The 26,477-nt window shown below is 54.7% G+C and carries 26 protein-coding genes and 1 pseudogene; 13 read left to right on the top strand and 14 right to left on the bottom strand.

Features of this window, described 5'->3' with window-relative positions:
* Nucleotides 1–22 precede the first annotated feature (22 nt).
* The 4 genes from bioD to bioB are packed head-to-tail and all read right to left on the bottom strand — an operon-like array spanning nucleotide 23 to nucleotide 3,629.
* Entirely contained in the window at nucleotides 23–706 is a 684-nt protein-coding gene (gene bioD, locus ACR6JA_RS20940) for a dethiobiotin synthase (RefSeq protein ID WP_494494350.1), read from the bottom strand.
* Nucleotides 699–1,457, bottom strand: a complete 759-nt coding sequence (gene bioC, locus ACR6JA_RS20935) for a malonyl-ACP O-methyltransferase BioC (RefSeq protein ID WP_494494349.1) — start codon at nucleotides 1,455–1,457, stop codon at nucleotides 699–701. The genes bioD and bioC overlap by 8 nt, the downstream gene beginning before the upstream one ends.
* Nucleotides 1,441–2,592 carry an 8-amino-7-oxononanoate synthase gene (gene bioF / locus ACR6JA_RS20930; RefSeq protein WP_494494348.1) on the bottom strand — a complete coding sequence of 384 codons (1,152 nt, stop codon included), beginning with the start codon at nucleotides 2,590–2,592 and terminating at the stop codon, nucleotides 1,441–1,443. Before bioF ends, bioC begins: the two co-directional genes overlap by 17 nt.
* Entirely contained in the window at nucleotides 2,589–3,629 is a 1,041-nt protein-coding gene (bioB, locus tag ACR6JA_RS20925; RefSeq protein WP_494494347.1) for a biotin synthase BioB, read from the bottom strand. Before bioB ends, bioF begins: the two co-directional genes overlap by 4 nt.
* Nucleotides 3,630–3,718: 89 nt before the next feature.
* Between bioB and bioA the strand changes: the two genes are divergently transcribed.
* The 3 genes from bioA (at nucleotide 3,719) to ACR6JA_RS20910 (ending at nucleotide 6,822) form a co-directional block, all read left to right on the top strand.
* A complete protein-coding gene (gene bioA / locus ACR6JA_RS20920) occupies nucleotides 3,719–5,005 on the top strand; it encodes an adenosylmethionine--8-amino-7-oxononanoate transaminase (RefSeq protein ID WP_494494346.1) in 1,287 nt (428 codons plus the stop codon).
* A 163-nt stretch (nucleotides 5,006–5,168) separates the two neighbouring features.
* Entirely contained in the window at nucleotides 5,169–5,408 is a 240-nt protein-coding gene (locus ACR6JA_RS20915) for a hypothetical protein (protein ID WP_008456230.1), read from the top strand.
* A 145-nt stretch (nucleotides 5,409–5,553) separates the two neighbouring features.
* Nucleotides 5,554–6,822: a putative acyl-CoA thioester hydrolase gene (locus ACR6JA_RS20910; protein WP_494494345.1), complete on the top strand. Its 1,269-nt coding sequence runs from the start codon at nucleotides 5,554–5,556 to the stop codon at nucleotides 6,820–6,822.
* A 56-nt stretch (nucleotides 6,823–6,878) separates the two neighbouring features.
* Here the strand turns inward: ACR6JA_RS20910 and pgl are convergent, their stop codons facing one another.
* Nucleotides 6,879–7,877, bottom strand: a complete 999-nt coding sequence (pgl, locus tag ACR6JA_RS20905) for a 6-phosphogluconolactonase (RefSeq protein ID WP_008456226.1) — start codon at nucleotides 7,875–7,877, stop codon at nucleotides 6,879–6,881.
* A gap of 128 nt (nucleotides 7,878–8,005) precedes the next feature.
* Here pgl and ACR6JA_RS20900 point away from each other — a divergent pair, with 128 nt between their 5' ends.
* A complete protein-coding gene (locus ACR6JA_RS20900) occupies nucleotides 8,006–8,836 on the top strand; it encodes a pyridoxal phosphatase (protein WP_494494344.1) in 831 nt (276 codons plus the stop codon).
* On the opposite strand, the gene modC is transcribed toward ACR6JA_RS20900, so the two are convergent.
* From modC to ACR6JA_RS20875, 5 genes are all read right to left on the bottom strand, one after another.
* The gene (gene modC / locus ACR6JA_RS20895; protein ID WP_336709390.1) at nucleotides 8,837–9,895 is read right to left on the bottom strand and encodes a molybdenum ABC transporter ATP-binding protein ModC; all 1,059 of its coding nucleotides are present in this window, start codon (nucleotides 9,893–9,895) and stop codon (nucleotides 8,837–8,839) included.
* Nucleotides 9,895–10,587 (bottom strand): molybdate ABC transporter permease subunit, encoded by a 693-nt coding sequence (gene modB, locus ACR6JA_RS20890; RefSeq protein ID WP_494494343.1) that lies wholly within the window; start codon nucleotides 10,585–10,587, stop codon nucleotides 9,895–9,897. Before modB ends, modC begins: the two co-directional genes overlap by 1 nt.
* Nucleotides 10,584–11,360 (bottom strand): molybdate ABC transporter substrate-binding protein, encoded by a 777-nt coding sequence (gene modA, locus ACR6JA_RS20885; protein ID WP_494494342.1) that lies wholly within the window; start codon nucleotides 11,358–11,360, stop codon nucleotides 10,584–10,586. Before modA ends, modB begins: the two co-directional genes overlap by 4 nt.
* A 187-nt stretch (nucleotides 11,361–11,547) precedes the next feature.
* The gene (locus ACR6JA_RS20880; protein ID WP_008456213.1) at nucleotides 11,548–11,700 is read right to left on the bottom strand and encodes an AcrZ family multidrug efflux pump-associated protein; all 153 of its coding nucleotides are present in this window, start codon (nucleotides 11,698–11,700) and stop codon (nucleotides 11,548–11,550) included.
* A 91-nt stretch (nucleotides 11,701–11,791) separates the two neighbouring features.
* Nucleotides 11,792–13,354 carry an AbgT family transporter gene (locus tag ACR6JA_RS20875; RefSeq protein ID WP_494494341.1) on the bottom strand — a complete coding sequence of 521 codons (1,563 nt, stop codon included), beginning with the start codon at nucleotides 13,352–13,354 and terminating at the stop codon, nucleotides 11,792–11,794.
* Between the two features lie 299 nt (nucleotides 13,355–13,653).
* Between ACR6JA_RS20875 and modE the strand changes: the two genes are divergently transcribed.
* The 7 genes from modE (at nucleotide 13,654) to gpmA (ending at nucleotide 21,430) form a co-directional block, all read left to right on the top strand.
* Nucleotides 13,654–14,445 carry a molybdenum-dependent transcriptional regulator gene (gene modE / locus ACR6JA_RS20870; RefSeq protein WP_008456206.1) on the top strand — a complete coding sequence of 264 codons (792 nt, stop codon included), beginning with the start codon at nucleotides 13,654–13,656 and terminating at the stop codon, nucleotides 14,443–14,445.
* A 77-nt stretch (nucleotides 14,446–14,522) separates the two neighbouring features.
* Nucleotides 14,523–16,001 carry a molybdate ABC transporter ATP-binding protein ModF gene (modF, locus tag ACR6JA_RS20865; RefSeq protein WP_213716659.1) on the top strand — a complete coding sequence of 493 codons (1,479 nt, stop codon included), beginning with the start codon at nucleotides 14,523–14,525 and terminating at the stop codon, nucleotides 15,999–16,001.
* Nucleotides 16,002–16,210: 209 nt separating this feature from the next.
* The gene (gene galE, locus ACR6JA_RS20860) at nucleotides 16,211–17,227 is read left to right on the top strand and encodes a UDP-glucose 4-epimerase GalE (RefSeq protein WP_008456192.1); all 1,017 of its coding nucleotides are present in this window, start codon (nucleotides 16,211–16,213) and stop codon (nucleotides 17,225–17,227) included.
* Nucleotides 17,228–17,236: 9 nt separating this feature from the next.
* Entirely contained in the window at nucleotides 17,237–18,289 is a 1,053-nt protein-coding gene (galT, locus tag ACR6JA_RS20855; protein ID WP_213716658.1) for a galactose-1-phosphate uridylyltransferase, read from the top strand.
* Nucleotides 18,286–19,434, top strand: a complete 1,149-nt coding sequence (galK, locus tag ACR6JA_RS20850; RefSeq protein ID WP_213716657.1) for a galactokinase — start codon at nucleotides 18,286–18,288, stop codon at nucleotides 19,432–19,434. Before galT ends, galK begins: the two co-directional genes overlap by 4 nt.
* Entirely contained in the window at nucleotides 19,428–20,468 is a 1,041-nt protein-coding gene (galM, locus tag ACR6JA_RS20845) for a galactose-1-epimerase (protein ID WP_494494340.1), read from the top strand. The genes galK and galM overlap by 7 nt, the downstream gene beginning before the upstream one ends.
* A 209-nt stretch (nucleotides 20,469–20,677) precedes the next feature.
* On the top strand, nucleotides 20,678–21,430 hold the full coding sequence (gpmA, locus tag ACR6JA_RS20840) for a 2,3-diphosphoglycerate-dependent phosphoglycerate mutase (RefSeq protein WP_008456186.1): 753 nt from the start codon (nucleotides 20,678–20,680) through the stop codon (nucleotides 21,428–21,430).
* Nucleotides 21,431–21,655: 225 nt separating this feature from the next.
* Here the strand turns inward: gpmA and aroG are convergent, their stop codons facing one another.
* Nucleotides 21,656–22,708, bottom strand: a complete 1,053-nt coding sequence (aroG, locus tag ACR6JA_RS20835; protein ID WP_494494339.1) for a 3-deoxy-7-phosphoheptulonate synthase AroG — start codon at nucleotides 22,706–22,708, stop codon at nucleotides 21,656–21,658.
* 318 nt (nucleotides 22,709–23,026) lie between these two features.
* On the opposite strand from aroG, the gene ACR6JA_RS20830 reads away from it, so the two are divergent.
* Nucleotides 23,027–23,359 (top strand): YbgS-like family protein, encoded by a 333-nt coding sequence (locus ACR6JA_RS20830; RefSeq protein ID WP_494494368.1) that lies wholly within the window; start codon nucleotides 23,027–23,029, stop codon nucleotides 23,357–23,359.
* Nucleotides 23,360–23,483: 124 nt separating this feature from the next.
* Nucleotides 23,484–24,419 carry a CDF family zinc transporter ZitB gene (zitB, locus tag ACR6JA_RS20825; protein ID WP_213713405.1) on the top strand — a complete coding sequence of 312 codons (936 nt, stop codon included), beginning with the start codon at nucleotides 23,484–23,486 and terminating at the stop codon, nucleotides 24,417–24,419.
* Here zitB and pnuC read toward each other — a convergent pair whose 3' ends face one another.
* The 3 genes and pseudogenes from pnuC to ACR6JA_RS20810 all read right to left on the bottom strand — a co-directional run.
* Nucleotides 24,420–25,136 (bottom strand): nicotinamide riboside transporter PnuC, encoded by a 717-nt coding sequence (pnuC, locus tag ACR6JA_RS20820; RefSeq protein ID WP_213713403.1) that lies wholly within the window; start codon nucleotides 25,134–25,136, stop codon nucleotides 24,420–24,422.
* Nucleotides 25,137–25,159: 23 nt separating this feature from the next.
* Entirely contained in the window at nucleotides 25,160–26,221 is a 1,062-nt protein-coding gene (nadA, locus tag ACR6JA_RS20815; RefSeq protein ID WP_494494367.1) for a quinolinate synthase NadA, read from the bottom strand.
* 188 nt (nucleotides 26,222–26,409) lie between these two features.
* A pseudogene (locus ACR6JA_RS20810) lies at nucleotides 26,410–26,477 on the bottom strand (integrase); the annotation flags it as partial.

Here is a 26,477-nt window from a genome sequence, read left to right as displayed (position 1 = left end):
TTTGTTGCAGTCGCCTTGCGGCTTAGATCGTAATAACGGAGAGATCGAGGTAGTGACCAAGCTCGGTTTGATCGCTGATCCCCTTAAGCCAGGGAATTTCCCCCAGCAGCGGGGCCGGCAGCCGCTGTTTGAGCGTGGCAAGATATTCCGCATGCCTTTTTCCTGCGGGTTGAACACCGTTTGCTATCCAGCCTGCCAGCGGTAAACCGGCGGCCAGCACCGCCTGTACCGTGAGCATTGCATGATTAATGCAGCCAAGTTTCACGCCCACCACTAAAATAACCGGCAGTTGCTCGCTGATGGCCCATTCGGCAAATGTCGTGGTGTCAGACAGCGGGGTAAACCAGCCTCCAGCCCCCTCAACCTGAACCCAGTCGGCTTTTCCGGTAAGATTCTTTAGACCTTCAGACATAGCAGAAAAAGTAATGGGGCGCTGCTCTTCAGCACTAATGATGTGCGGGGAGGTCGGCTCAAGAAAAGCCAACGGATTGATCTCCTCATACGGCAATTTAACCGAACTATTGCGCTGCAGCGCTAACGCATCACTGTTGCGAATGCCTTCCGGGGTCATTTCACTGCCAGAGGCCACAGGCTTATAGCCCACAGAGCGATACCCCGCAGTATTCGCCGCCTGAAGCAGCGCGCAGCTGGCGATGGTCTTCCCAACTTCAGTGTCGGTGCCGGTCACAAACCATTTTTTAATCACGTTCAATTACTCCAAAAATTATCTGCCAGCTAAGAGAGAACTGCCCGTCTTGCCGGGGCCACGCTTCGCTGAGCCGCTGCAGTTGCCCACGCGTCAGCAGAGTGTTTTTGCGGCCATCGTGCAGGTGTGTTGCCCCAACGCCTTTTAGCGAACGCATGGCGCTCATGACGTCAGGAAAACGCTGGCTGACGGTGCGGCTGGTTAATACGTAACGCCATGGGCGACACGCCTGGTCAATTTCGGCCAGGGATAAAAACTGGTTGGCATGCGCCCGTTCGTCTACCCCGCGCCAGGCCTCGTGCAGTTCAGGCAGTGAACCTGCCGCAAGCGTGCTGAACGCAATGCACCCACCCGGTTTCGTCACGCGATAAAGCTCGGATAAGCCTTGCTGCAGATCGCTGCACCACTGAACGGCAAGATTACTCCAGGCCAGATCCACCTGGTCATCCGCCAGCGGAATAGACTCGATATCTCCCTCAAGAAAGCGATGCGCCGACTGGGTTTGCTGGCACCGCTCAAGCATCGCTTTCGAGATGTCCAGCGCCAGCACTTCGCTTCCTTTGTCCCGCCAAATTCGGCTGTACCAGCCGGTACCGCAGCCTGCATCCAGCACGCTTACGGCGCGGCGGTTTTCCAGCTCGGCCAGCAGATTATCGCCGCAGATACGCTGCAGCTCGGCGAAACGCTCGTAGGTGCCTGCCGCCCGGCTAAACGCTGCGGCGACGGCGGCTTTATCAACAAGCTGCGTCATCAAGCGCCTCCAGCAATGCGTCTATGTCCCCAGAAGTATGCGCTGCCGTGAGGGTGATGCGCAGGCGGGCACTGCCGGGGGGAACGGTAGGCGGGCGAATGGCTGTTAACCAGAAGCCCCGCTCTTTCAGGCGGGAGGCGAGATCCAGCGTGCGCTGATTCTCACCCACAATCAGAGGTTGTATCGCGCTACCTGAATCCGCCAGATTCAGCGAGAGTCGGGCAGCACCCTGCCGAAAACGCAGAATATTTTCAGCAAGCCTTGCTCTGTACTCATCGCCATGCTGAACCACCTTTAACGCGGCCTGAAGCGACACGGCCTGCGCCGGCGGCATAGCGGTGCTGTATATCAAGTGGCGGGCAAACTGCAGCAGGTAAGTTGCAACGTCTTCGTCACACAATACCGCCGCACCGCTGCCGCCAAACGCTTTGCCAAAGGTGACGACAAGAATATCCGGTTTGATTTTTTGCCGATCGCAACTGCCACGCCCTTCTTTGCCGAGGACACCAATACCGTGCGCGTCGTCGACCATTAACCAACCGTCTGCTTGTCTTGTTGCCTGTGCTATTTCAGCCAGCGGCGCGCTGTCCCCGTCCATGCTGAAGATGCCTTCGGTCAGGACAAGCTGTTCACCTTCATGCGGTTTACTCAGCTGCGTGGCAAGGGCCTGAACGTCGTTGTGATGAAATCTGCGTAGCTGAGCCGGACTTTGCATCGCCGCTTCCATGATTGAGGCATGGCAAAGTTTATCGGCGATAAGCGTGTCCGTTTTTTGCGCCAGCGCGGAGATCACCGCCTGGTTTGCGCTGTAGCCGGAGATAAACAACAGCGCTCGTTCAAAGCCGAGCCAATCCGCCAACTGTTCCTCAAACGCCTGATGTGCACGGCTATACCCCGTGACGTGGCCAGACCCGCCGCTGCCAACGCCGAACTGCGTCGCGCCTTTTTGCCAGGCCTCCATAATCTGCGGGTGATGACTCAGTCCCAGATAATCGTTGCTGGAAAAATTCAAATATTCCTGACCGTTGGCCGAAAAAATACGCCCGTTACCGAGCGTATTGGCCTGTCGGGTGCGAAGGCTGGCGCTGGTCCGCCGTTCGCTTAAAGCCCCGGAGATTCGCTGTGGCCAGCTCATACCGCCGCCGCGTTGTAGTAATTGTCGGTATCGGCGTTCAGGATCTGCCCGGCGAGCTGCTCCTGCTGTTCGTTGTCACCCATTTCGGTGATAGTTTGCTGCGGATTAAGCCCCAGCTTGCGGAACAGCTGCAGGTCTTTGTCCTCTTCTGGGTTCGGCGTCGTCAGCAGTTTGCAGCCGTAGAAAATAGAGTTTGCACCGGCCATAAAACACATCGCCTGCGTCTGCTCGCTCATCTGCTCACGGCCTGCGGAAAGGCGCACGTAGGAGGTTGGCATCATGATGCGTGCTACCGCGATGGTACGAATAAAATCAAAGGCATCCACGTCTTCGTTATCCGCCAGAGGCGTGCCTTTCACTTTCACCAGCATGTTGATAGGGACGCTTTCTGGTGGCGTTGGCAAATTCGCTAATTGCAGCAGCAGTCCGGCGCGGTCGGTGACGGTTTCACCCAGGCCGACAATCCCACCGGAGCAAACTTTGATCCCTGCATCACGGACTTTATCCAGCGTGTCCAGACGTTCCTGATAGGTTCGGGTCGTGATGATGTTGCCGTAAAATTCCGGGGAGGTGTCCAGATTGTGGTTGTAATAGTCCAGCCCAGCGGAGGCCAGGCGCTGCGCCTGTTCATTGGTTAGCGTACCGAGCGTCATACAGGTTTCCAGCCCCATAGCACGAACGCCCTGCACCATCTGCTCAAGGTAAGGCATATCGCGCTCATGCGGGTTCTTCCAGGCGGCCCCCATACAAAAACGTGTCGAACCTGCGTTTTTAGCCTTGCGGGCGGAGTCCAGCACCTGCTCAACTTCCATCAGGCGTTCAGACTCCAGGCCTGTTTTATATCTGGCGCTTTGTGGGCAATATTTACAATCTTCCGGGCAAGCGCCGGTTTTTATGGACAGCAAAGTGCTGACCTGTACCTGCCGGGGATCGAAATGCTGGCGATGCGTCTGCTGCGCTTCAAACAACAGATCCAACAAAGGTTTTTGAAATAAAGCAGTGACCTGCGACATTGTCCAGCGTGCGTGGTGAGCCATGGGGCCTCTCCAAAAGGGGTGTTATGGGAAATCGATTGACGTTATACTCGTAAACCTAAATGTTTTTCAAATGGTTTACAAGTCACCCTATGACCCCTGATGATTTAGCGTTTGACCAGCGACATATCTGGCACCCTTACACCTCGATGAGCCAGCCGCTCCCGGTTTATCCCGTTGTGGCCGCGGCGGGCTGTGAGCTGCAGCTGGCTGACGGACGCATGCTCGTCGACGGCATGTCCTCCTGGTGGGCGGCTATTCATGGCTACAACCACCCGCGACTGAATCAGGCCATGAAGCGCCAGATTGATAGCATGTCACACGTGATGTTCGGTGGTATTACGCACCCACCTGCCGTTGAGCTGTGCCGCAAGCTGGTCGCGATGACACCTGCCCCGCTGGAATGTGTGTTTCTGGCGGACTCCGGTTCCGTCGCCGTTGAGGTCGCCATGAAAATGGCGCTGCAGTACTGGCACGCCAGGGGACAGCCTCGCCAGCGTTTTCTGACCTTCCGCAATGGCTATCACGGCGATACGTTTGGTGCGATGTCAATCTGCGATCCTGATAACTCGATGCACAGCCTGTGGCAGGGCTATTTGCCTGAGCATCTTTTTGCCCCTGCTCCGCAGTGCGGCTTTGGTGATGAATGGAACGAGATGGATATCGTGCCGTTTGCCCGCCTGATGGCTGCACATCGCGAAGAGATTGCCGCCGTTATTCTGGAGCCTGTCGTCCAGGGCGCGGGGGGCATGCGTTTTTACCACCCTGAATGGCTGCGACGCCTCCGCCGCATGTGCGACCGGGAGGGGATTCTGCTGATCGCCGACGAGATCGCGACAGGTTTTGGCCGCACCGGGAAACTGTTCGCCTGCGACCACGCGGATATTTCACCGGATATCATGTGTCTCGGCAAAGCGCTAACCGGCGGCACAATGACGCTCTCCGCAACGCTTGCCACCCGCCATGTCGCAGAAACCATCAGCGACGGTGAAGCCGGCTGCTTTATGCACGGCCCAACTTTTATGGGGAACCCGCTCGCCTGCGCGGTTGCCAGTGAAAGCCTGGCGCTCCTGGCGGAAGGAGACTGGCAGCAGCAGGTTCTGGCGATTGAGCAGCAGCTTCGGGAAGGTTTGCTGCCGCTGACGGCGAACGAAAACGTAGCCGACGTGCGCGTACTGGGTGCTATTGGCGTGGTGGAAACACGCCGGCCTGTAGATATGGCCGCTTTGCAGCGTTTCTTTGTCGAACAGGGCGTGTGGATCCGGCCGTTTGGCCGCCTGATCTACCTGATGCCGCCTTATATCATCGGCCCTGAACAGCTGGATAAATTAATTGTGGCCGTCGCGCAGGCGGTAAAAAATCCTGAGTTTTTCCACTAGTTTCTGTTTCAACCGGGTCGGTATCGCTTGCCGGCCTGGTCTGCCCTTCCGCTAATCGATTTCTGGAATGAATTTACTCAAATAAATCCAGTTAAGTTATTAATCCCTTCCCGTCTCGCTGCCGATTAACCTTTCACCAGATTCACATCACAGAGAGACAGAAATGAAGAGAACCGTTGTACTCAGCTTCTGCCTGATGGCAGGCAGCGCCCTGGCCGATACCGGCTCGCCCCAGCTAAAGGCGGAGACACAGTCAGTGATTCGCCAGGCGGGTTATCAGTGCGATACCGTGAACAGCGTGTACCCCGCCGCATTCGGAGGTTCACTTACCGTCTCCTGCGATGATGACCACAAATATATTATTCGCAAAAAAAACGGTCAGTACGAAGTAGAAAAAGAATAACAAATCGCTTTTTCATCGCCGAAAAATACCCGCTCCCCCCTTTCTGAAGCCGATTTGCACAAATCGGCTTCCCGTTTCGCTCAACTTAGTATAAAAAGCAGGTTTTGAAATAACCCTCTATTCCACCGTACAGCAAGGAGCAACCTTGAACACATTATCGGTTTCTCGTCGCGCCGCAGCCCTGGCTTTCGCCGTGGCGCTGAGTGCATGTAGCTCAACCCCACCCCAGGACAAACCGTCTACTCAGGTGGCGCCGGGAACCCAGTCCCGCCCTATCCTGGCGGCTGACGAAGCACAGAATTTTGTGGCAGCGCGCTACTTCACCGCGATGAACCCAAATGAAGCCCCGTGGGCGCCGTCCTCAATTCGCACGCCTCAGCAGCCTGATTTCGTGGTTGGCCCTGCCGGTACGCCTGGCGTCACCCACACATCAGTCCAGGCCGCGGTGGACGCTGCTATTATCAAGCACAGCAGCTCTCGCCTGTATATCGCCATCATGCCGGGTCAATATGAAGGTACGGTGTATATTCCTGCGGCTTCCGGTAGCGTGACGCTGTACGGTACCTCCGGCAACGCAGATGATGTCAAAATCGGCCTGACGCTGGACTCTGAAATCGACCCGACAACCTGGCGTCGCACCGTTAACCCGGGCGGGAAATACATGCCAGGGAAACCCGCCTGGTACATGTTCGATAACTGCCAGAGCCGCCGCGGCGCGACTGTGGGCGTGATGTGTTCCGCTGCCGTTTGGTCACAGAATAATGGCCTGCAGCTCCAGAACCTGACCATCCAGAACACCCTGGGTGACAGCGTGGACGCCGGTAATCACCAGGCCGTGGCGCTGCGCAGCGATGGCGATAAAGTACAGCTGAATAACGTTCACCTGCTGGGCCGCCAGAACACCTTCTTCGTCACCAACAGCGATGTTCAGAACCGCATGTTGACCAATCGTCAGCCGCGTACGCTGGTGACCAACAGCTACATTGAAGGCGATGTGGATGTGGTCGCAGGCCGCGGTGCCGTGGTGTTTGATAACACTGATTTCCGCCTGGTGAACAGCCGCACCAAAGAAGGTTCCGTGTTCGCACCAGCCACGCTGCCAAACATCTACTACGGCTTCCTGGCAATCAACAGCCGCTTTACCGCAGCCGGTGACGCTCAGTTGGGTCGCTCATGGGATTTAGGCCAGGCCGCAAATGGCCAGGTTGTGATCCGCGACAGCGTGATCAACGAAGGTTTCAACACGGCTAAACCGTGGGGCGATGCGCTGGAGTCCAAGCGTCCGTTCGCTGGCAACATTGGCACCAAAGACGATAAAGGCGCGATCAAACGCGATCTGAATGACCCGAGCTTCAACCGCATGTGGGAGTTCAATAACCGTGGTGTAGGCAGCCCGGTCGTCGAAGAGAAGTAATTTTTAGTTCAGTAAGAAAAAACCTCGCCGCGGCGAGGTTTTTTTATGGCTGACAATCAGTGCGCGTTAATCACAACCCACATTGGGCCCTGCCCGACGGCGTAGCGGCCTTTTTCTTCCAGCAGCCCCTGCTCGCCGTTAATTTTGTACACGGCGGCATGATGGGATTTCTGCCCAACGGCAACCAGGTACTTACCGCTGTGGTCAACGTTGAAACCGCGAGGCTGCTCTTCCGTAGGCTGGTAGCCTTCGATATTCAGCACGCTGCCATCTTCGGAAACGCTGAAGACGGTAATGATGCTGGCGGTGCGGTCACAGGCATAAAGATGGCGACCGTCCGGGGTGATATGGATATCGGCAGCCCAGCGGGTACCGGTGAAACCTGGCGGCATAAAGTCCAGCGTCTGCACGCATTCAATTTTGCCGTGCGGGTCGCGCAGTTCCCAGACATCAACGGTGCTGTTCAGCTCGTTCACGCAATACACATACTGCTGGTTCGGGTGAAACGCCATGTGGCGCGGGCCTGCGCCCTCAACCGTCGTGACCTCAGCAGGCGTTTGCGCCACCAGCTTGCCGTCATCGGACAGCGTGAACAGGCAAATACGATCCTGCTTCAGCGCAGGCGTCCAGAGCGTGCGGTTATCCGGGGAAATATTCGCCGAGTGGCAGCCGTCCAGCCCTTCAACCACATCGACGGTTTCGCCCGGCAGGCCATCGTTTTCAAGGCTAATCACCGCCACGTTTGCCGCGTTGTATGACGCGCTGAACAAGAAGCGGCCTTTGCGATCGGTAGAAATGTGGGTTGGGCTGCCCGGCAGAGGTGCCACGCCAGCTTCTGTCAGAGAGCCATCATCCGGCGTAATGCGGTAAGCCACTACGCGAAACTCGGGGCGCACGCCAACGTACAGGAAGCGTTTATCCGGGCTGATAACCATCGGCTGAACTTGCCCTGGGGCATCAACCACCTGCACAAGGGTCATTTCACCGCTGGCGTGCAACGTCCAGACGTGGATCTGCTGGCTTTCCGGGCTGGCGGTATAAACTGTCTGTTTCATGACTTTACTTTCCTCCTGACGTCGTAAGTAAGCATCATAAGGCCGGCTCACGGCGCGAGCTATTTTGCGCTATAGCGTGAGCGGTGTACCATCGGAACGAACCTTATGAATAATGACTGGAACCCTAAATGAGTTATCGCGTAATTGCTCTCGATCTCGATGGCACCCTACTGACCCCGCAAAAAACCATTCTCCCGGAGTCCATTACGGCCCTTCAGCAAGCTCGCGAAGCGGGCGTGAAAGTGGTTATCGTAACGGGTCGCCATCATGTCGCCATACATCCTTTTTATCAGGCACTGGCTTTGGATACACCTGCAATTTGCTGCAATGGCACTTATTTGTATGATTATCATGCAAAAAAGGTTCTGGCATCCGATCCTCTTCGCCCGGAGCAGGCCGCACAAATGGTGGATTTACTGGCAGCTCACCGGGTACATGGCCTGATGTACGTCGACGATGCGATGCTTTATCTCGAAAGCTCAGAACACGTCAAAGCCCACGTCGCCCGCACCCAAACCTGGGCGCAATCATTACCTGAGCAGCAGCGCCCGGTTTTCCGTAGCGTGCCTTCACTCAAAGAGGCGGCTCAGGATGTGGAGGCTATCTGGAAATTCGCCCTGACGGATTCAGATATTCCTAAGCTCAAGCAGTTTACCGTTGAGGTAGAGCGCGAACTGGATCTCTCCTGTGAGTGGTCGTGGCACGATCAGGTTGACGTCGCCCAGCGTGGCAACAGTAAAGGCGCCCGTCTGGCTCAGTGGGTAGCGTCTCAGGGTCTGGCCATGGATCAGGTGATTGCGTTCGGTGACAACTACAACGATCTGAGCATGCTGGAAAGCGCCGGGATGGGTGTGGCCATGGGCAATGCTGACGACGCAATTAAATTCCGCGCCGATATGACTATCGGCACGAATCTTGAAACCGGCATCGCCGAAACGCTTTATAAGTACGTGTTGTAATCAGGTTGCGATCGACACGCTTTTCACTTGCGCATACAGCCACTGGCCGGGTTTTACCGCCAGTTCGTCCCGGGCCCAGGGGCTGATGCGCGCCCACAGCGTGCGGGAGCCCACTTCGAGCTGAACCTCCACCTGCCCTTCGTCGTCAAAGCACTGGGCAACCCTTGCCCGCAGCACGTTACGAATACTACTGTTAACCGGCGGCTGAAGCACCAGCGAGACGTCAGAAGCCTGGATGCGAATGCGCAGTGGGGCCTGCACCGGTTTGTCGATTTTGTTCACCCACAGGTGCTGATCGCCAAGCGCCAGCGCCGTCATAGCGTAATGAGGATGATGCTCAAGCACGGTCACTTTCAGCACGCTGCTTTGCTGCTCTTTAGGCAGCCACGGATGCATCACGCTGCTGCCCCAAACCTCTTCAAGGTTACCAAACGCTTTAACATTTCCCGCATCCAGCACCAGCACTTTATCCGCCAGATGTAAGATTTCCTCCAGCGAGTGGCTCACGTACAGCATGGGAATATTGATCTCGCGGGCGAGCCGCTGGAGATAAGGCAACAATTCACGTTTACGGGGAATATCCAGAGAGGCTAGCGGCTCGTCCAGCAGCAGCAGTTCCGGCGCGGTCAGAAGTGCCCGTCCAATGGCAACACGCTGCTTTTCACCGCCGGAAAGGCTCCAGGGAAAACGCTCCAGCAACTCTTCGATGCCGAGCAATGCCACCAGCTTATCAAACTGGCCGGCCATGCTTTTTGCCATGCCGTATTTTAAATTGCCGCGAACGCGGTAGTGCGGGAACAGGCGCGCGTCCTGGAAGACATAGCCCACCCGGCGTTTTTCCGGCGGCAGATAAAGCTGTTTTTCGGCATCGCTCAGAACGCGATCGTTCAGCACGATACGCCCCTTCTCCGGCTTAGTCAGGCCGCTAATCGCATTGATTAATGAGGTTTTCCCTGCCCCAGAAACACCAAAAACAGCCGTGATGCCCTGGCCCGGCAGGGTTTCGTTGATTTCCAGCCGGTGCGTACCCAGCGTCTGAACGAAGTTAAGTTCCAGCATCAGTTTGCCCCCGTACGCTTGCGGCTGACTCTCGCCAGCCATTCGGCCACCAGCAGTGAGACCATCGCCAGCACGATAGCGATCAGGCACAAACGTGCGGCGGCGCTTTCTCCGCCGGGAGTTTGAATCAGGGTATACATAGCCGAAGGCAGCGTTCGGGTTTCACCGGGAATGTTGGACACAAAAGTAATTGTCGCGCCAAACTCGCCCAGCGATCGGGCAAAGGCCAGCACGGTACCCGCAATAATACCCGGCAACGTTAACGGCAAAGTAATGGTGCAAAAAACACGCCAGCGCCCTGCGCCCAGCGTTCTGGCGGCCTGCTCAAGACGGAGATCAACCCCTTCCAGCGCAAGGCGGATTGCCCTGACCATCAGCGGGAAAGACATCACCGCCGCCGCCAGCACCGCCCCTCGCCAGCTAAAGGCGAAGGTAATGCCAAACCAGTCATATAGCCAGGCACCAATAAAACCACGGCGGCCAAAAGCCACCAATAGCAAATAGCCCACCACCACCGGCGGCAGGACTAAGGGAAGATGAATCAGGCTGTCGAGCAAGGCTTTGCCCGGAAAGCGGCAACGAACCAGCACCCAGGCAAAGAAGATCCCGACAGGAAGGCTGAAGAGTACCGCAATAGATGAGACTTTTAGGCTTAGCAGTACCGCCTGCCACTCGGGATCGCTCAATATCATTGTTTCGTCGTAAATCCGTATTTTTGGAAGACTTTCGCCGCTTCCGGTCCTTTCAGATAGCTATAGAACGCGGTCACTGACGGGTTATCGTGGCCTTTCACAATCGCAATCGGGTATTCCACTTTCTTGTGGGAATCTTCCGGGAAGGTCCCCACGACTTTTACGCCTTTTCCAGCGACGGCGTCAGAACCGTAAACGATGCCCAGCGGCGCTTCGTCGCGCTCAACCAGCGCCAGCGCACCACGGACATCTTCCGCCGGAGCAAGTTTACTGGATAAGCTATCCCATGCGCCCAGCTTTTGCAGCGCCTCCTTGGCGTAAATCCCCGCAGGAACATGATCGGGATCGCCCACGGCCAGACGGCCACCTTTCAGCAGCGATGCCCAGTCGGTTTTCGCATCAATGGTGATGTCGCCCTGCTTGCTGGCGGTCGGCGCGACGACAACCAGGCTGTTACCCAGTAACGTTTTGCGAGTGTCCGTTTTGATGGTGTCTTTCTCAACAGCATAATCCATCCATTTCTGATCGGCAGAAATAAACAGATCGGCCGGCGCCCCCGCTTCAATCTGGCGAGCCAGGGTGGAGGAAGAGGCAAAAGAAGAAGCGATCTCAACTTTCTTCTCTTTCTGATATTGCGTGGCAATATCCTGCATCGCATTGGTTAACGACGCCGCCGCAAAGACGGTAATTTTACTACTTTCAGCCAGTGCCTGGCCTGCCAGAGAAACAGATAATGCCGCGCCCAGGGCAAGGCGAACCCAACGTTGATTCATGTTTTCACTCCGTTTGTTTCGTTATGTAACGTGAAATATAACGATTGCAATGCGGAAGATACAGAATTTATCGGCAGAAAGAAGAAGGGCTTTAAAGTTCTTGACGGAGATCAACGGAAAGAGAGTATGTAGAGGGCGCTAAGGCGGCAGAAAGAGAAAACCCGGCAAATGCCGGGCCTTCAGGGAATCAGTGATGCTGTTTCGGCTGTTGGTCGCGATGACCGACTTTTGAAAAGACGTTAAACACTTCACCCAATCCGTAGATGAGACCGAGGATCACTGCCATCACAACCGGCACCATGACCACGGCAAACACCAGGCTTTTCAATAACTCGAACATAGTTGCCTCCGGCAAAAGCGAGAATGATTATTCTAGCGTCGGTTGAGAAAAACGCACTCTCCTTTTGTGCCATTTGCCCGCCTACCTCGGCTTATCCGGCTGACCAGGTATAAGGTGCCGCAATACCAAGCGGCATTTCAAGTCCCCACCATACCAGCAGGAAGAGGCTCCAGCTCACCAGGAAGGCGATAGAATAAGGCATCATCATCGACACCAGCGTGCCCACGCCAGCGCCTTTCACATAGCGCTGGCAGTAAATCACGATCAGCGGGAAGAACACCATCATCGGCGTGATAATGTTTGTGGAAGAATCACCGATGCGGAATGCCGCCTGCGTAAGCTCTGGCGATATCCCCACGGCCATAAGCATCGGCACCATAATAGGCGACAGCAGCGCCCATTTTGCCGAAGCCGAACCAATCAGCAGATTAACCAGCGCCGTCAGAAGCACCATGCCGATGATTGTCGCCTCTCCCGGCAGCGCCATGGCTTTCAGGCCGTCCGCCCCCGCCAGCGCCACCAGTGTACCAATATTCGAATCGCTGAAGGCTTTGATAAACAGCGCACAGAAAAACGCCATCACCATATAAGAACCCATTTTGCTCATTGAGTCGTTCATCGCCCCAATGACATCTTTCCCCGATTTGAAGGTGCCCGCCGCAAAACCATAGACAATGCCCGGCAGAATAAAAATAAGGAAGATAAGCGGGACGATAGACTTCATGATGGGCGCCCCAAAGTCGGTTAACGCGCCTGCAGAGCTTCGTAGCGTTGAGCTTTCAGGCCAGGCGGCAGCGGCTAGCCCCAGCAAACTCAGGAGCATCACCAGCCCCGCACGACGGAATGCCCGGCTCTCTTCTGGCGTGACGCTGGACATGTCTTCATCATGCTTAAAGTCGCCATCAACCGCCATTTTACTGACCCGGGGCTCGACGATTTTCTCCGTCACCCACCAGCCAACGAGAGTAATCAATATTGTTGAGCCGATCCCGAAGAACAGATTACACAGCGTGTTCACGGTATACGTTGAGTCGAGCAGCTGAGCTGCGGCCTGGGTGAAACCTTGCAGCAGCGCGTCGTTCCCGGTTGGCACCATATTGGCCGCAAAGCCACCGGATACGCCGGAAAATGCCGCCGCGATCCCCACCAAAGGATGGCGCCCGGCAGACATAAAAATAATGGCACCGAGAGGGATCACCAGCACATATCCCGCATCCGCCGCGACGTGGCTAAACATAGCGACAAAAATCAGCATCGGCGTCAGCAGTTTTTTCGGCGTAACGCGCAGCATTTTTTTCAACGCAACGTTAATAAAGCCGGAGCTTTCAGCAACACCGACGCCCAGCATCGCCACCAGAACAATGCCTAAAGGAGCAAAGCTGGTAAAAGTGGTCACCATCGTAGAAAGCGTAAGCGTTAACGCCTCGGCGGAAAGCAGATTATTGATCTGCACGGCCTGCTGCGTTACCGGATTAACGATGTCAAACTCCAGCTGTGACAGCACGGCGGACAGCCCCATCACAATCAGTAAAAAATAGAAGAAAATCAGCGCGGGTTCAGGCAATCGGTTACCGGCTTTTTCAATGGCATTAAGAAAACCGTTCAGTAAGCGGTTCTCTTTTGCCTCATTTCCTTTTGTTGTCAGCGTACTCATAGTTGCCCCCAATCCCGAGATATGTCTGTTCTGTCATCCAATGTACGGCAGGGATAATAGGGGTAATCACAAGACGAAACTATTCTTTTAATGAAATTAATCTCTAAATAAGACCTAGTTAATAAAAATTAAAATCTAATAAAAAGAAAAAAACTGGTTATTAACTCGATATAATCGAAAAGTAACCATGAAATTGCTGTGCTCAATCAGGAACGATTTGTCCCCTGGCGGCGAGCTGATATAATTTTCCCCATGATTACAAAGGGAAACGCTGAGCCGGTTTGCGGCGCGGAGAAACTATGCAGGCTGAAATTTTATTAACGCTGAAACTCCAGCAACGGCTGTTCGCCGACCCGCGACGCATTGCGCTGCTTAAACAAATTCGCCACACGGGTTCCATTAGCCAGGGTGCAAAACTGGCGGGTATCAGTTACAAAAGCGCCTGGGATGCCATTAACGAAATGAACCAGTTGGCAGAATCAAGCCTGGTTGATCGCGCTACCGGCGGCAAAGGCGGCGGCGGTGCCGTCCTGACACGATACGGCGAGCGCCTTATTCAGCTTTACGATCTGCTCGCGCAAATTCAACAAAAGGCCTTTGATGTTCTGCAGGATGATGCCCTGCCTTTAGACAGTCTGCTCGCCGCCATTTCCCGCTTTTCGCTGCAAACAAGCGCCCGCAATCAGCTGTTTGGTACGGTACTTAAACGCGATGACGAACAGGTTCAGCAGCACGTCGATATTCTGCTGGCTGACGGTGAAACTCGTCTGAAAGCGGCGATTACCCGCCAAAGCGCAGAGCGACTTGGGCTGGATGAAGGCAAAGAAGTATTGGTGCTTATCAAAGCGCCGTGGATAGACGTCACGACTGATGCTAATGCGGCGGGCAATGCCGATAACCAGTTGCCGGGCAAAATCAGCAGCATTGAGCAGGGCAAAGAACAAAGTGAAGTGCTGGTTCAGTTGGCGGATGGCCAGACGCTGTGTGCCACCCTGCCGAATATCCACGTAGAACAACAGGCGCTGGCAGAAGGTGCTAAGGTCACAGCATATTTCAATGCAGACAGGGTGATTGTCGCCACACTCTGCTAAAAGTCCGCTTCTCATTGACATCAACGCAGACACGCCGTAAATCTGTAGCTTCATCGCTGCAAAAAATGGGATAAAACATGTCTGCGTTGCAAATTTCGCAAGGTACGTTTCACCTTAGCGACATAAAAACCCTTACCCTGAACGACCTTACCCTCCGCTCCGGAGAAAGCTGGGCCTTTGTTGGGGCGAACGGCAGCGGCAAATCCGCTCTTGCCCGTGCGCTGGCCGGTAGCCTGCCCATCATGAAGGGCGAACGCCACTGCGGCTTCACCCGCATTGCTCATCTCTCTTTTGAACAGTTGCAAAAGCTGGTCAGCGACGAATGGCAGCGTAATAACACCGATATGCTAAGCGCCGACGAAGACGACACCGGCCGCACCACCGCAGAAATTATACAGGAAGAGGTGGTCGACGAGGCTCGTTGCGGCGAACTGGCCGCACTGTTTGGCATTGAACATCTGCTCACTCGCCGCTTTAAATACCTGTCGACGGGGGAAACGCGCAAAACGCTGCTTTGCCAGGCGTTGATGTCAGAGCCAGAACTGCTGATCCTGGATGAGCCGTTCGACGGGCTGGACGTGAAATCCCGCCAGCAGTTAGCAAGCCTTCTCGAGCAGCTTAGCGCCCAGGGCTACACCCTGGTTCTGGTCCTGAACCGATTCGATGAAATCCCGGATTTTGTGCAATTTGCCGGCGTGCTGGCGGACTGCACGCTGACAGAAAGCGGTAAAAAGCAGGCGCTACTTGAGCAGGCGCTCATCGCTCAGTTAGCCCACAGCGAGAAGCTGGCGGGCGTGGCGCTCCCGGAAGCTGACGATCCTTCCGCTCGCTATACACTGCCGGAAAACCAGCCTCGTATTGTGCTTAACGATGGCGTGGTGGAATACAACGATCGCCCTATCCTGCACAAACTTAGCTGGTCAGTGAATCCCGGCGAGCACTGGCAAATTGTCGGCCCTAACGGCGCAGGAAAATCAACGCTACTCAGCCTGATCACTGGCGATCATCCGCAGGGCTACAGCAACGATCTGACGCTGTTTGGCCGCCGCCGGGGCAGCGGCGAGACAATCTGGGATATCAAAAAGCACATTGGATACGTCAGCAGCAGCCTGCATCTGGATTACCGCGTGAGCACCACCGTGCGAAACGTTATTCTGTCGGGCTATTTTGACTCCATTGGGATCTATCAGGCCGTTTCAGATCGTCAACAGAAGCTGACCCGAGAATGGCTGCATATGTTAGGGATGGATAACGCCACCGCCGATGCGCCATTCCATAGTTTGTCCTGGGGACAGCAGCGCCTGGCGTTGATCGCCCGCGCGCTGGTTAAGCACCCCACATTGCTCATCCTCGACGAGCCTCTGCAAGGGCTGGATCCGCTCAACCGGCAGCTGATACGCCGCTTTGTCGATATTTTGATTGGCGAGGGAGAAACGCAGCTGTTGTTTGTGTCCCACCACGCCGAAGATGCGCCGCAGTGCATTACCCATCGGCTGACGTTCATACCCGACGGCGACAAATACGGCTACCAGCTGGAAAAAATTCTTCCCGCGTAATCTCGCAACACACGGCGGCTATTCCTGACCTGACTTTCGGAATAGCCGTACGCTTTTATTCTACCTGTCTGTTTTACAATGCCTTGTATACTGTTTTAGCCGTATTACTGACGCAGTGTAAACGATACCACTAATCTGGTGCATATCACATTTTTCAGCCATCTGTTATGCTATGGTTATCTTAACCCATAGGCTATATGGAGCGAAAAATGAGAGTTTTGGTCACAGGTGGTAGCGGTTACATTGGGAGTCATACCTGCGTACAATTGCTGCAAAACGGTCATGACGTGGTGATCCTCGATAACCTCTGCAACAGCAAACGCAGCGTACTGCCAGAAATTGAACGTCTGGGCGGCAAGCATCCGCTGTTTATCAATGGTGATATTCGCGACGAAGCCCTGCTGGCAGAAATTTTCCACGATCATCGTATTGACGCTGTGATCCATTTTGCCGGTCTGAAAGCCGTCGGCGAATCGGTGAATAAGCCGCTGGAGTATTACGACAACAACGTGACCGGCACCCTGAAGCTTATCGCCGCCATGCGCGCGGCAAATGTCACTAACTTCATCTTCAGCTCTTCTGCTACCGTTTACGGTGACCAGCCTCAAATCCCTTATGTAGAAAGTTTCCCTACCGGTAAACCCGCCAGCCCTTACGGCCAAAGCAAGCTGATGGTTGAGCAAATTCTTACCGACCTGCAAAAAGCTCAGCCAAACTGGAGCGTTGCGCTGCTGCGCTACTTCAACCCGGTTGGCGCCCATCCGTCGGGCGATATGGGTGAAGATCCTCAGGGCATCCCAAATAACCTGATGCCGTACATCGCACAGGTTGCCGTAGGCCGCCGTGACTCGCTGGCTATCTTTGGTAACGATTACCCAACCGAAGATGGCACCGGCGTGCGTGATTACATCCACGTGATGGATCTCGCCGACGGCCACGTCGCCGCTATGCAGGCACTTAACGGTAAACCAGGCGTCCATATTTACAACCTGGGCGCAGGCGTCGGCAGCAGCGTGCTCGACGTGGTGAACGCCTTCAGCAAAGCCTGTGGTAAACCGGTGAACTACCACTTTGCCCCTCGTCGTGATGGCGATCTGCCGGCCTACTGGGCCGACGCCACCAAAGCCGACAAAGAACTCAACTGGCGTGTCAGCCGTTCGCTGCAGGAAATGGCAGACGATACCTGGCGCTGGCAGTCACGCCATCCCCAAGGTTATGAAGATTAAGGATATGTGATGGAGCAGTTTAACCCGGTCGATCACCCGCATCGCCGCTATAACCCTCTAACGGGTCAATGGATTTTGGTTTCGCCACATCGGGCGAAACGCCCCTGGCAGGGCGCGCAGGAAACACCTGCGCAAGAAAAACTTCCGACGCACGATCCGGACTGTTTTCTTTGCCCAGGGAATACGCGCGTTACCGGGGATAAAAATCCCGAGTACACCGGCACTTTCGTTTTTACCAACGATTTTGCGGCGCTGATGACAAACACGCCCGATGCCCCAGCGAACCAGGATCCCTTGATGCGTTGCGAAAGCGCGCGCGGTACCAGCCGGGTTATCTGCTTCTCTCCCGACCACAGTAAAACATTGCCAGAGCTTACGCTTCCCGCTCTGGAAGAAGTCGTACAAACCTGGCAACAGCAGACCGCTGAGCTGGGGCAGACATACCCGTGGGTTCAGGTATTTGAAAACAAAGGCGCGGCCATGGGCTGCTCCAACCCACATCCTCACGGACAGGTTTGGGCAAACAGCTTTTTGCCTAATGAGGTCGCCCGTGAAGACGCCCTACAACGTGAATATTTCGCCCACCAGGGCACCCCAATGCTGCTGGACTACGTGCAGCGTGAACGGGCGGACGGTAGACGCACCGTGGTTGAAACCGAACACTGGTTGGCCGTCGTCCCTTACTGGGCAGCCTGGCCGTTCGAAACACTGCTGCTGCCCAAAACCCACGTCCTGCGTATTACCGACCTCAGCGCAGAACAAGGTGCTGACCTGGCGTTAGCGCTGAAAAAACTCACCAGCCGCTATGACAACCTCTTTCAGTGCTCCTTCCCCTACTCAATGGGCTGGCACGGCGCGCCGTTCAACGGTGAAAGCAATCAGCACTGGCAGCTTCACGCACATTTCTACCCGCCGCTGCTGCGCAGCGCCACGGTACGTAAATTTATGGTCGGCTATGAAATGCTGGCCGAAACCCAACGAGATTTAACCGCAGAGCAAGCCGCAGAACGCTTGCGTGCCGTCAGTGATATCCATTTCCGCCAGTCAGGAGCGTCATTATGAGTCTGAAAGAGAAAACCCAGCGTCTGTTCGCTGAACAATTTGGCTATCCGGCCACCCACGCTATTCAGGCCCCGGGCCGTGTAAACCTGATTGGTGAGCACACCGATTACAATGATGGTTTCGTGCTGCCCTGCGCCATTGATTACCAGACGGTTATCAGCTGTGCCAAACGAGATGACCGTATCGTGCGAGTTGTTGCCGCTGATTATGACAATCAACAGGACAGTTTCTCCCTTGATGCCCCTATCGTCTCGCATAACACGCAACAGTGGGCTAACTATGTTCGCGGCGTAGTGAAGCATCTGCAAAAGCGAGATAAAAACTTTTCCGGTGTGGATATGGTGATCAGCGGCAATGTACCGCAGGGCGCAGGGTTAAGTTCGTCAGCCTCGCTGGAAGTCGCGGTCGGCAAAGTCTTCCAGCATCTGTACCACCTGCCTCTGGATGGCGCTCAACTGGCGCTCAATGGCCAGGAAGCAGAGAATCAGTTTGTCGGCTGCAACTGCGGCATTATGGATCAGCTGATTTCCGCCCTTGGCAAGAAAGACCACGCCCTGCTGATTGATTGCCGCTCCCTGGGAACGAAAGCGGTCTCCATGCCAAAAGGCGTTGCAGTAGTCATCATCAACAGTAACTTCAAGCGCACGCTGGTGGGTAGCGAATACAACACCCGCCGCGAACAGTGTGAAACCGGTGCCCGTTTCTTTAGCCAGAAAGCCCTGCGCGACGTTGAGCTGGCAAAATTCAATGCCGTAGCGCACGAGCTGGATCCAATTGTTGCCAAACGCGTTCGTCACGTGCTGACAGAAAATATCCGTACCGTGGAAGCCGCAGATGCACTTGCCAAAGGTGATCTGGTTCGCATGGGCCAGCTGATGGCAGAATCTCACGCCTCCATGCGCGATGATTTCGAAATCACCGTGCCACAAATCGATACTCTGGTAGAGATCGTCAAAGCGGCGATTGGCGAGAAAGGTGGCGTACGTATGACCGGCGGTGGTTTTGGGGGCTGTATTGTCGCACTGGTGCCTGAAGATCTCGTCCCGACCGTGAAACAGGCTGTGGAAGAACAGTACGAGAGCAAAACCGGGATTAAAGAAACCTTCTACATTTGCAAAGCCTCCGAAGGAGCAGGTCAATGCTAAAAGAGACGCCGCAGCTGGCGCCGGATGGCCAGCCGTTTCGGCTTACCACCCTGCGCAATAGCGCGGGGATGGTTGTCACGCTGATGGACTGGGGCGCGACCTTGCTTTCCTGTCGGGTGCCGCTCAAAGACGGTAGCGTGCGGGAAACGCTGCTGGGCTGCGCTTCGCCTGAGCAGTATTTACAGCAAAGTGCCTTTATGGGTGCGACCGTCGGGCGCTACGCTAACCGTATTGCTGGAGGGAAGCTTACCGTTGGCGGTGAAATGCTCCAGCTTGAGATTAACCAGGGCGAAAATCAGCTTCACGGCGGGCCGGAAGGCTTCGACAAACGACGCTGGCGCATTGCCGTGCAAAATGAGCAGGCTGTGACGTACGCGCTAGATTCCTGCGACGGCGATCAGGGTTTCCCCGGTAAATTACACACCACGGCGCGCTATGCCTTAACGGAAGATAACCGCATCAGCATCGAGCTTCGTGCCACCGTCGATAAGCCGTGCCCGGTCGGTCTCACCAACCACGCCTACTTCAATCTTGACAGCGTTCAAAGCGATGTGCGGCAGCATAAACTTCAATTGCTGGCCGACAGCTATTTACCGGTCAACGCCAGCGGCTTGCCTGCTGGAGACCTGAAAGAAGTAGTCAACACCGGCTTTGACTTTCGTGAACCTAAGACGCTTGCACAAGATTTTCTGGCCGACGCCGATCAGCAAATCACCAAAGGCTACGACCATGCTTTTCTGCTGCAGGCCAAAGGCGATCTCAGCCAACCCGTTGCACGAGTCTGGTCCACCGACGGTGCGCTGGAAATGAACGTGTTTACGACGGCACCCGCGCTACAGGTCTATAGCGGAAACTATCTGGCGGGCACCCCTGCACGCGATAAAGAAAACTACAGCGACTGGAACGGTCTGGCGCTGGAGAGCGGCTTCCTGCCGGACAGCCCAAATAACCCGGAATGGCCGCAGCCGGACTGCTGGTTAAAACCGGATGAGACGTATCTCAGCATTACGGAATACCAGTTTCAGCCCCATTAAAACCTCTTGCCCTTTTGATTAAGGGCAATTTCTCACCAAATCGCTGACTTTCCCGCCAGATCGAGCCAAAAATATAACAACCTTTTACAACCACCTTACACTCCACGCGCTTTTTCGCTATGTTAAACGTTTATCATTGCCGTGGCTTATGGCGCGGCAATATAATGATAATTGTTATCATTAATCCCAGGCTCATTAAGGAGTAAATCATGGCTGTTACTAAGCTGGTACTGGTTCGTCACGGCGAAAGCCAGTGGAACAACGAAAACCGCTTCACTGGTTGGTATGATGTTGATCTGTCTGATAAAGGTCGTACCGAAGCTAAGGCTGCCGGTAAGCTTCTGAAGGACGAAGGCTTCACTTTCGACTTCGCTTACACCTCTGTGCTGAAACGTGCCATCCACACTCTGTGGAACATCCTCGATGAACTGGACCAGGCCTGGCTGCCGGTCGAGAAATCCTGGAAACTGAACGAGCGTCACTACGGCGCCCTGCAGGGTCTGAACAAAGCTGAAACCGCTGAAAAATACGGTGACGAGCAGGTTAAACAGTGGCGTCGCGGCTTCGCAATCACCCCACCAGAGCTGTCTAAAGACGACGAGCGCTTCCCTGGCCACGATCCACGTTACGCTAAACTGACCGACAGCGAACTGCCAACTACCGAAAGCCTGGCGCTGACCATCGACCGCGTAACGCCGTTCTGGAATGAGTCCATTCTGCCACGCATGAAATCCGGCGAGCGCGTTATCGTTGCGGCTCACGGTAACTCCCTGCGCGCACTGGTTAAATACCTGGATAACCTGAGCGAAGATGAGATCCTCGAGCTGAACATCCCTACCGGCGTGCCGCTGGTTTATGAGTTCGATGAGAACTTCAAACCGCTGAAACGTTACTACCTGGGCAACGCTGACGAAATCGCAGCGAAAGCCGCCGCAGTAGCCAACCAGGGCAAAGCGAAGTAATTCGCCGCCCATAAAAAAAGGCGTGGTAAGCACCACGCCCCAAGACTGCTGACAAACCTATGGTTATAGAAGAAATACCAGAAGGCTTGTTGAAAAACAGGAAAATCAATTCATTGATTTTCGGCTGATAACCACAAAGAGGGAAAAACCACGATTTTTCCCTCTTTGTCAGCAAACAAAAGGCGTGGTAAGCACCACGCCTTTTTTATTGCTCAAATCAGGCCATTAGTTGCGACGAGCTTTTACCGCAGCGGCAAGCTGGCGCAGCGCCACTTCTGTATCATCCCAGCCAATGCAGGCGTCGGTAACGCTTTTGCCGTAGACCAGCGGCTCGCCGCTCTCCAGGCTTTGGTTGCCTTCTACCAGATGGCTTTCAATCATCACGCCGATGATGGCCTTTTCGCCGCCGGCAATTTGGCCGCAAACGTCGGCAGAAACATCCATCTGCTTTTTAAACTGTTTGCTGCTGTTGGCGTGGCTGAAATCGATCATCACCTGTGGCTCAAGCCCCGCTTTAACCAGGCCAGCTTTGACCTCTTCCACATGCTTCGCGCTGTAGTTAGGCTCTTTGCCGCCACGCAGAATAATGTGGCAGTCACCGTTCCCGCTGGTGTTGACGATAGCGGAATGGCCCCACTTGGTTACGGACAGGAAGCAGTGCGGTGCTCCAGCGGCGTTGATGGCATCAATCGCAACTTTGATCGTGCCGTCGGTGCCGTTTTTAAAGCCAACCGGGCAAGAGAGGCCAGAAGCCAGTTCGCGGTGCACCTGTGATTCAGTGGTACGCGCACCGATAGCGCCCCAGCTCATTAGATCCGCCAGATACTGAGGCGTGATCATATCGAGGAATTCCCCCGCCGCTGGCAGGCCGGAATCGTTGATATCCAGCAGCAGTTTACGCGCAATACGCAGACCGTCGTTAATCTGGTAGCTACTGTCCATGTGCGGATCGTTAATCAAGCCTTTCCAGCCCACCGTAGTGCGTGGTTTTTCAAAATAGACGCGCATCACCACTTCCAGCTCGCCCTGTAGCTCTTCACGCAATGCCAGCAGACGCGTGCCGTACTCTTTCGCGGCTTTCGTGTCGTGAATGGAGCATGGCCCAATCACCACCAGCAGGCGATCGTCGCTGCCTTTAAGGATTTTATGGATCGCTTTACGCGCCTGAGAGACAGTGTGGGCGGCTTTTTCAGTGGCGGGGAATTTTTCCAACAGCGCTACAGGGGGGAGAAGCTCGTTAATCTCTTTAATTCTTAAGTCGTCGTTCTGATAATTCATGATATTTCCGGGGTCGTCCTGATATTTTTCTTCGTTGCAATCCTTTCAATCTAACTCGCATAACCACAAGTGTAAACGGGCTTTTACACTTATCACAGATTAATCCTGAAAAGTTGGAAAAAACAGCGAAAACATGGCGAACGCACTCCTGATAACTACACTTTTCAACTGTTAACGCTGAAAAATATTAAATTTTCAATATGGAATACTATTTTGAAAATTAAATCCCGATGCAGACGGCTGCCCTGCAGGGCTTTTCAGCATTATTCACTGCACCGTTGGAAGACGTTATCCAGCCATAACGACCAGACCAGGAGCATCAATATGAAAAAGTTAACTACACTGCTATTAACCGCCACGCTGACACTGGGCAGCGGAATCGTTTATGCCGCGGACTCTGCGTCGCGCGCAAATAACGGGCAGGCAAACGCCAGTGCCGAAGCAGGCCAGGTCGCGCCTGATGCACATCAGAAAATAGCGCCGAACGGCGTCAGCAATGACAAGATCAACAGCTCTCACCACAAAATGAGCAAGAGCGAAGTACACAAAAACAGCATGTGCAAAGATGGACGCTGCCCGGACACCAACAAAAAAGTTGAGACCAAGAGCGGGCAAGAGGTGAACAAAAAAGTCGACGGAACCTCGCAGTAGTTCCCGCACAAAAAATAGTTGAAAGAGGGCCAGACGGCTCTCTTTTTTTATCGGCATCTTTCAACAAGTTGAAACCAGGAAACGGTTATAATTAGCTCACCGCGACTGATATTTGTGAGAGATTATGGCGCATTCACACCAACACACACCTTCAGACAGTAACGTAAAACGCCTGTTGTTTGCCTTCCTCATCACGGCGATTTTTATGGTTGCCGAAGTTATCGGCGGCCTGCTTTCCGGCTCGCTGGCTCTGCTGGCCGATGCCGGCCATATGCTCACCGACGCAGCGGCGCTGCTGTTTGCTTTGTTGGCCGTGCATTTTGCTCGTCGGCCGCCCAACGCCCGGCATACCTTTGGCTGGCTACGCCTGACGACGCTTGCCGCTTTTGTAAACGCTATCGCTTTGGTGGTTATCACCATACTTATCGTCTGGGAAGCGATTCAGCGCTTCTCAAATCCTCAGCCTATTGCAGGCTGGGCAATGCTGACCATTGCGATCGCCGGGCTGCTGGCGAACCTGGTCTCTTTCTGGATCCTGCACAGCGGCAGCGGAGAGAAAAACCTCAACGTCCGCGCGGCAGCGCTGCATGTTCTGGGTGATTTGCTGGGTTCAGTGGGGGCAATTGTGGCCGCGGTGGTGATTCTCTGGACCGGCTGGACGCCGATTGACCCCATCCTGTCGGTGCTGGTGTCCTGCCTGGTGCTACGTAGCGCCTGGAGTTTGTTGAAAGAGAGCGTCAATGAGCTATTAGAAGGTGCGCCGGGCGCCATAGACATTGCAGCCCTGAAGCGCAATCTTTCCCGCTCGATACCAGAAGTGCGTAACGTGCATCACGTCCATATCTGGCTGGTAGGTGAAAAACCGCTGATGACGCTGCATGTTCAGGTTGTACCGCCTCACGATCATGATGCTTTGCTGGCGCGCATACATCACTTCCTCGAGCACGAGTATCAGATAGAGCATGCCACGGTACAGATGGAGTATCAGGTTTGTCACGGCCCGGACTGCGACCTGAATGAGCATGACCACCACGCCGGCCACGCCCATCATCACCATTGATCAGGAGAAGGCGCGCGAGCCGGACTGCCGCGCGCTGTTAATCCACATCCGGCTGCCATTGAGCGCAATGAAAGTCAGAATGAGGTATTCCAGCGACATCGCGTAAACGCCCTGCAGGGCAAAGATAACCACGCTGATGACGTTAATGACCGTCCACAGCAGCCAGTTTTCCACGTATTTCCGGGTCATAAGTATCATCGCCACAATCGACAGCACCATCATGCACGAGTCCCAGAACGGATAGGCGTCTGGCTGTAGTTCCGGCAAGGTGACGTTCAGCCCCAGACTCTGCATCACAGACACCGCAACCCGGGTCAGGAAGGCAAAGACCGGATCGATAAACAGCGTCATCAACCCAATCGCTGCGACGATAATCACCAGCCATGCAATTGCCTTAGGCAAAGGTAGCCAGCGAATATGCAGCAGGGATTGATGGTTACTGCTTTGCCTCGACCAGGCGTACCAGCCGTAAATGTTCGCCACAAAAAAGAACAGCTGCAAAAGAAGGCTGGCGTAGAGCTGAATCTGAAAGAAAATGATGGCAAACAGCGTGACGTTAATTAACCCGAAGGCATAGTTGCCTATCTTCTCCAGGCTGGCAAGCCAGATACATAGCAATCCCGCCAGCGTTCCCACGGCTTCAATCCATGATAAGTCATACCCGCCCGCCCCAATGGGGATGTGGACGAGAATGTTCTGCGTGCTAAAAAAATCCATGAACTCCCCAGAGCGTAATGCTGTTACGCGTTGCCTTTAATCGTTCGACGCAATTCTGCCGCAAAGTCGAGCATGCGATTAAGTGGAACCAGCGCGCCTTCACGCAGCGCCGCATCCACTTCAATCGTGTGTGCGGCCCCGCCCTGCTCCAGCCCCTCAGCAATCGCTTTAAGCCCGTTCATTGCCATCCACGGGCAATGTGCACAGCTGCGGCAGGTTGCCCCTTCTCCAGCGGTTGGCGCCTCCAGTAGCTCTTTGTCCGGACACGCCTGCTGCATTTTATAAAATATCCCGCGATCTGTAGCCACAATAAGCTGCTGGTGCGGCAGAGTTTTAGCAGCATTGATCAATTGGCTGGTCGAGCCTACAGCATCGGCCATATCCACCACGGCCTGCGGTGATTCAGGATGAACCAGCACCGCTGCATTCGGGTACAGCGCCTTCATCCGCGCCAGCGCCTGAGTTTTAAATTCATCATGCACGATGCAGGCACCCTGCCAGCACAGCACATCGGCGCCGGTCTGCTTTTGAACGTAGCTGCCAAGGTGGCGATCCGGTGCCCAAATGATTTTCTCACCCAGGCTGTCGAGATGTTCTATCAGTTCTACCGCAATACTGGATGTCACGACCCAGTCCGCCCGGGCTTTTACCGCGGCAGAGGTATTAGCATAGACGACCACCGTGCGATCCGGGTGCTGGTCGCAGAAAGCATTGAACGCCTCAATCGGGCAGCCGAGATCCAGTGAGCATTCGGCATTGAGGGTAGGCATTAAAATGGTTTTTTCGGGGCTAAGGATTTTCGCCGTTTCGCCCATGAAACGAACCCCTGCGACCAGTAGCGTGGACGCCGGGTGGTTAGCGCCGAATCGAGCCATCTCGAGCGAGTCAGAAATACACCCGCCGGTCTCTTCCGCAAGAGACTGGATTTCCGGGTCGGTGTAGTAGTGAGCCACCATCACCGCATCCCGCTCTTTAAGCTGGCGCTTGATTTTTTCACGATAAAATTGTTTTTCATCCCTGCTCAAAGGCGTGGGTTTCGGCGGGAAGGGATAAATCGCAGTTTCCGGGTCAAACATTACGCTCATCATGCAATCTCGTTTTACTGACTTAACATTACAGGCCAAATCAAGCGTGATTCACGCCATCTTCAGCACTCGTTGTTTTATATGCTAAACAAGATAGCGAAATTTAGTCGAAATGTCGTGGGTTATTGCTCGATGCTCAGAGAGAAACAGAGCAGTGGGGAATGAGTGCCAGTGTAAGCACACCCGTTTTAGTTCCACGCACTTTTTGAGATTTCCGGGTTTTCAGCCATCAGCCGGTACTCTTCTGGCGTCAGGT

Source organism: Cedecea sp. B1(4), assembly GCF_059414925.1.
Note: the sequence above shows the minus strand (reverse complement) of the source record. Positions and strands in the feature narration are given on the sequence as shown.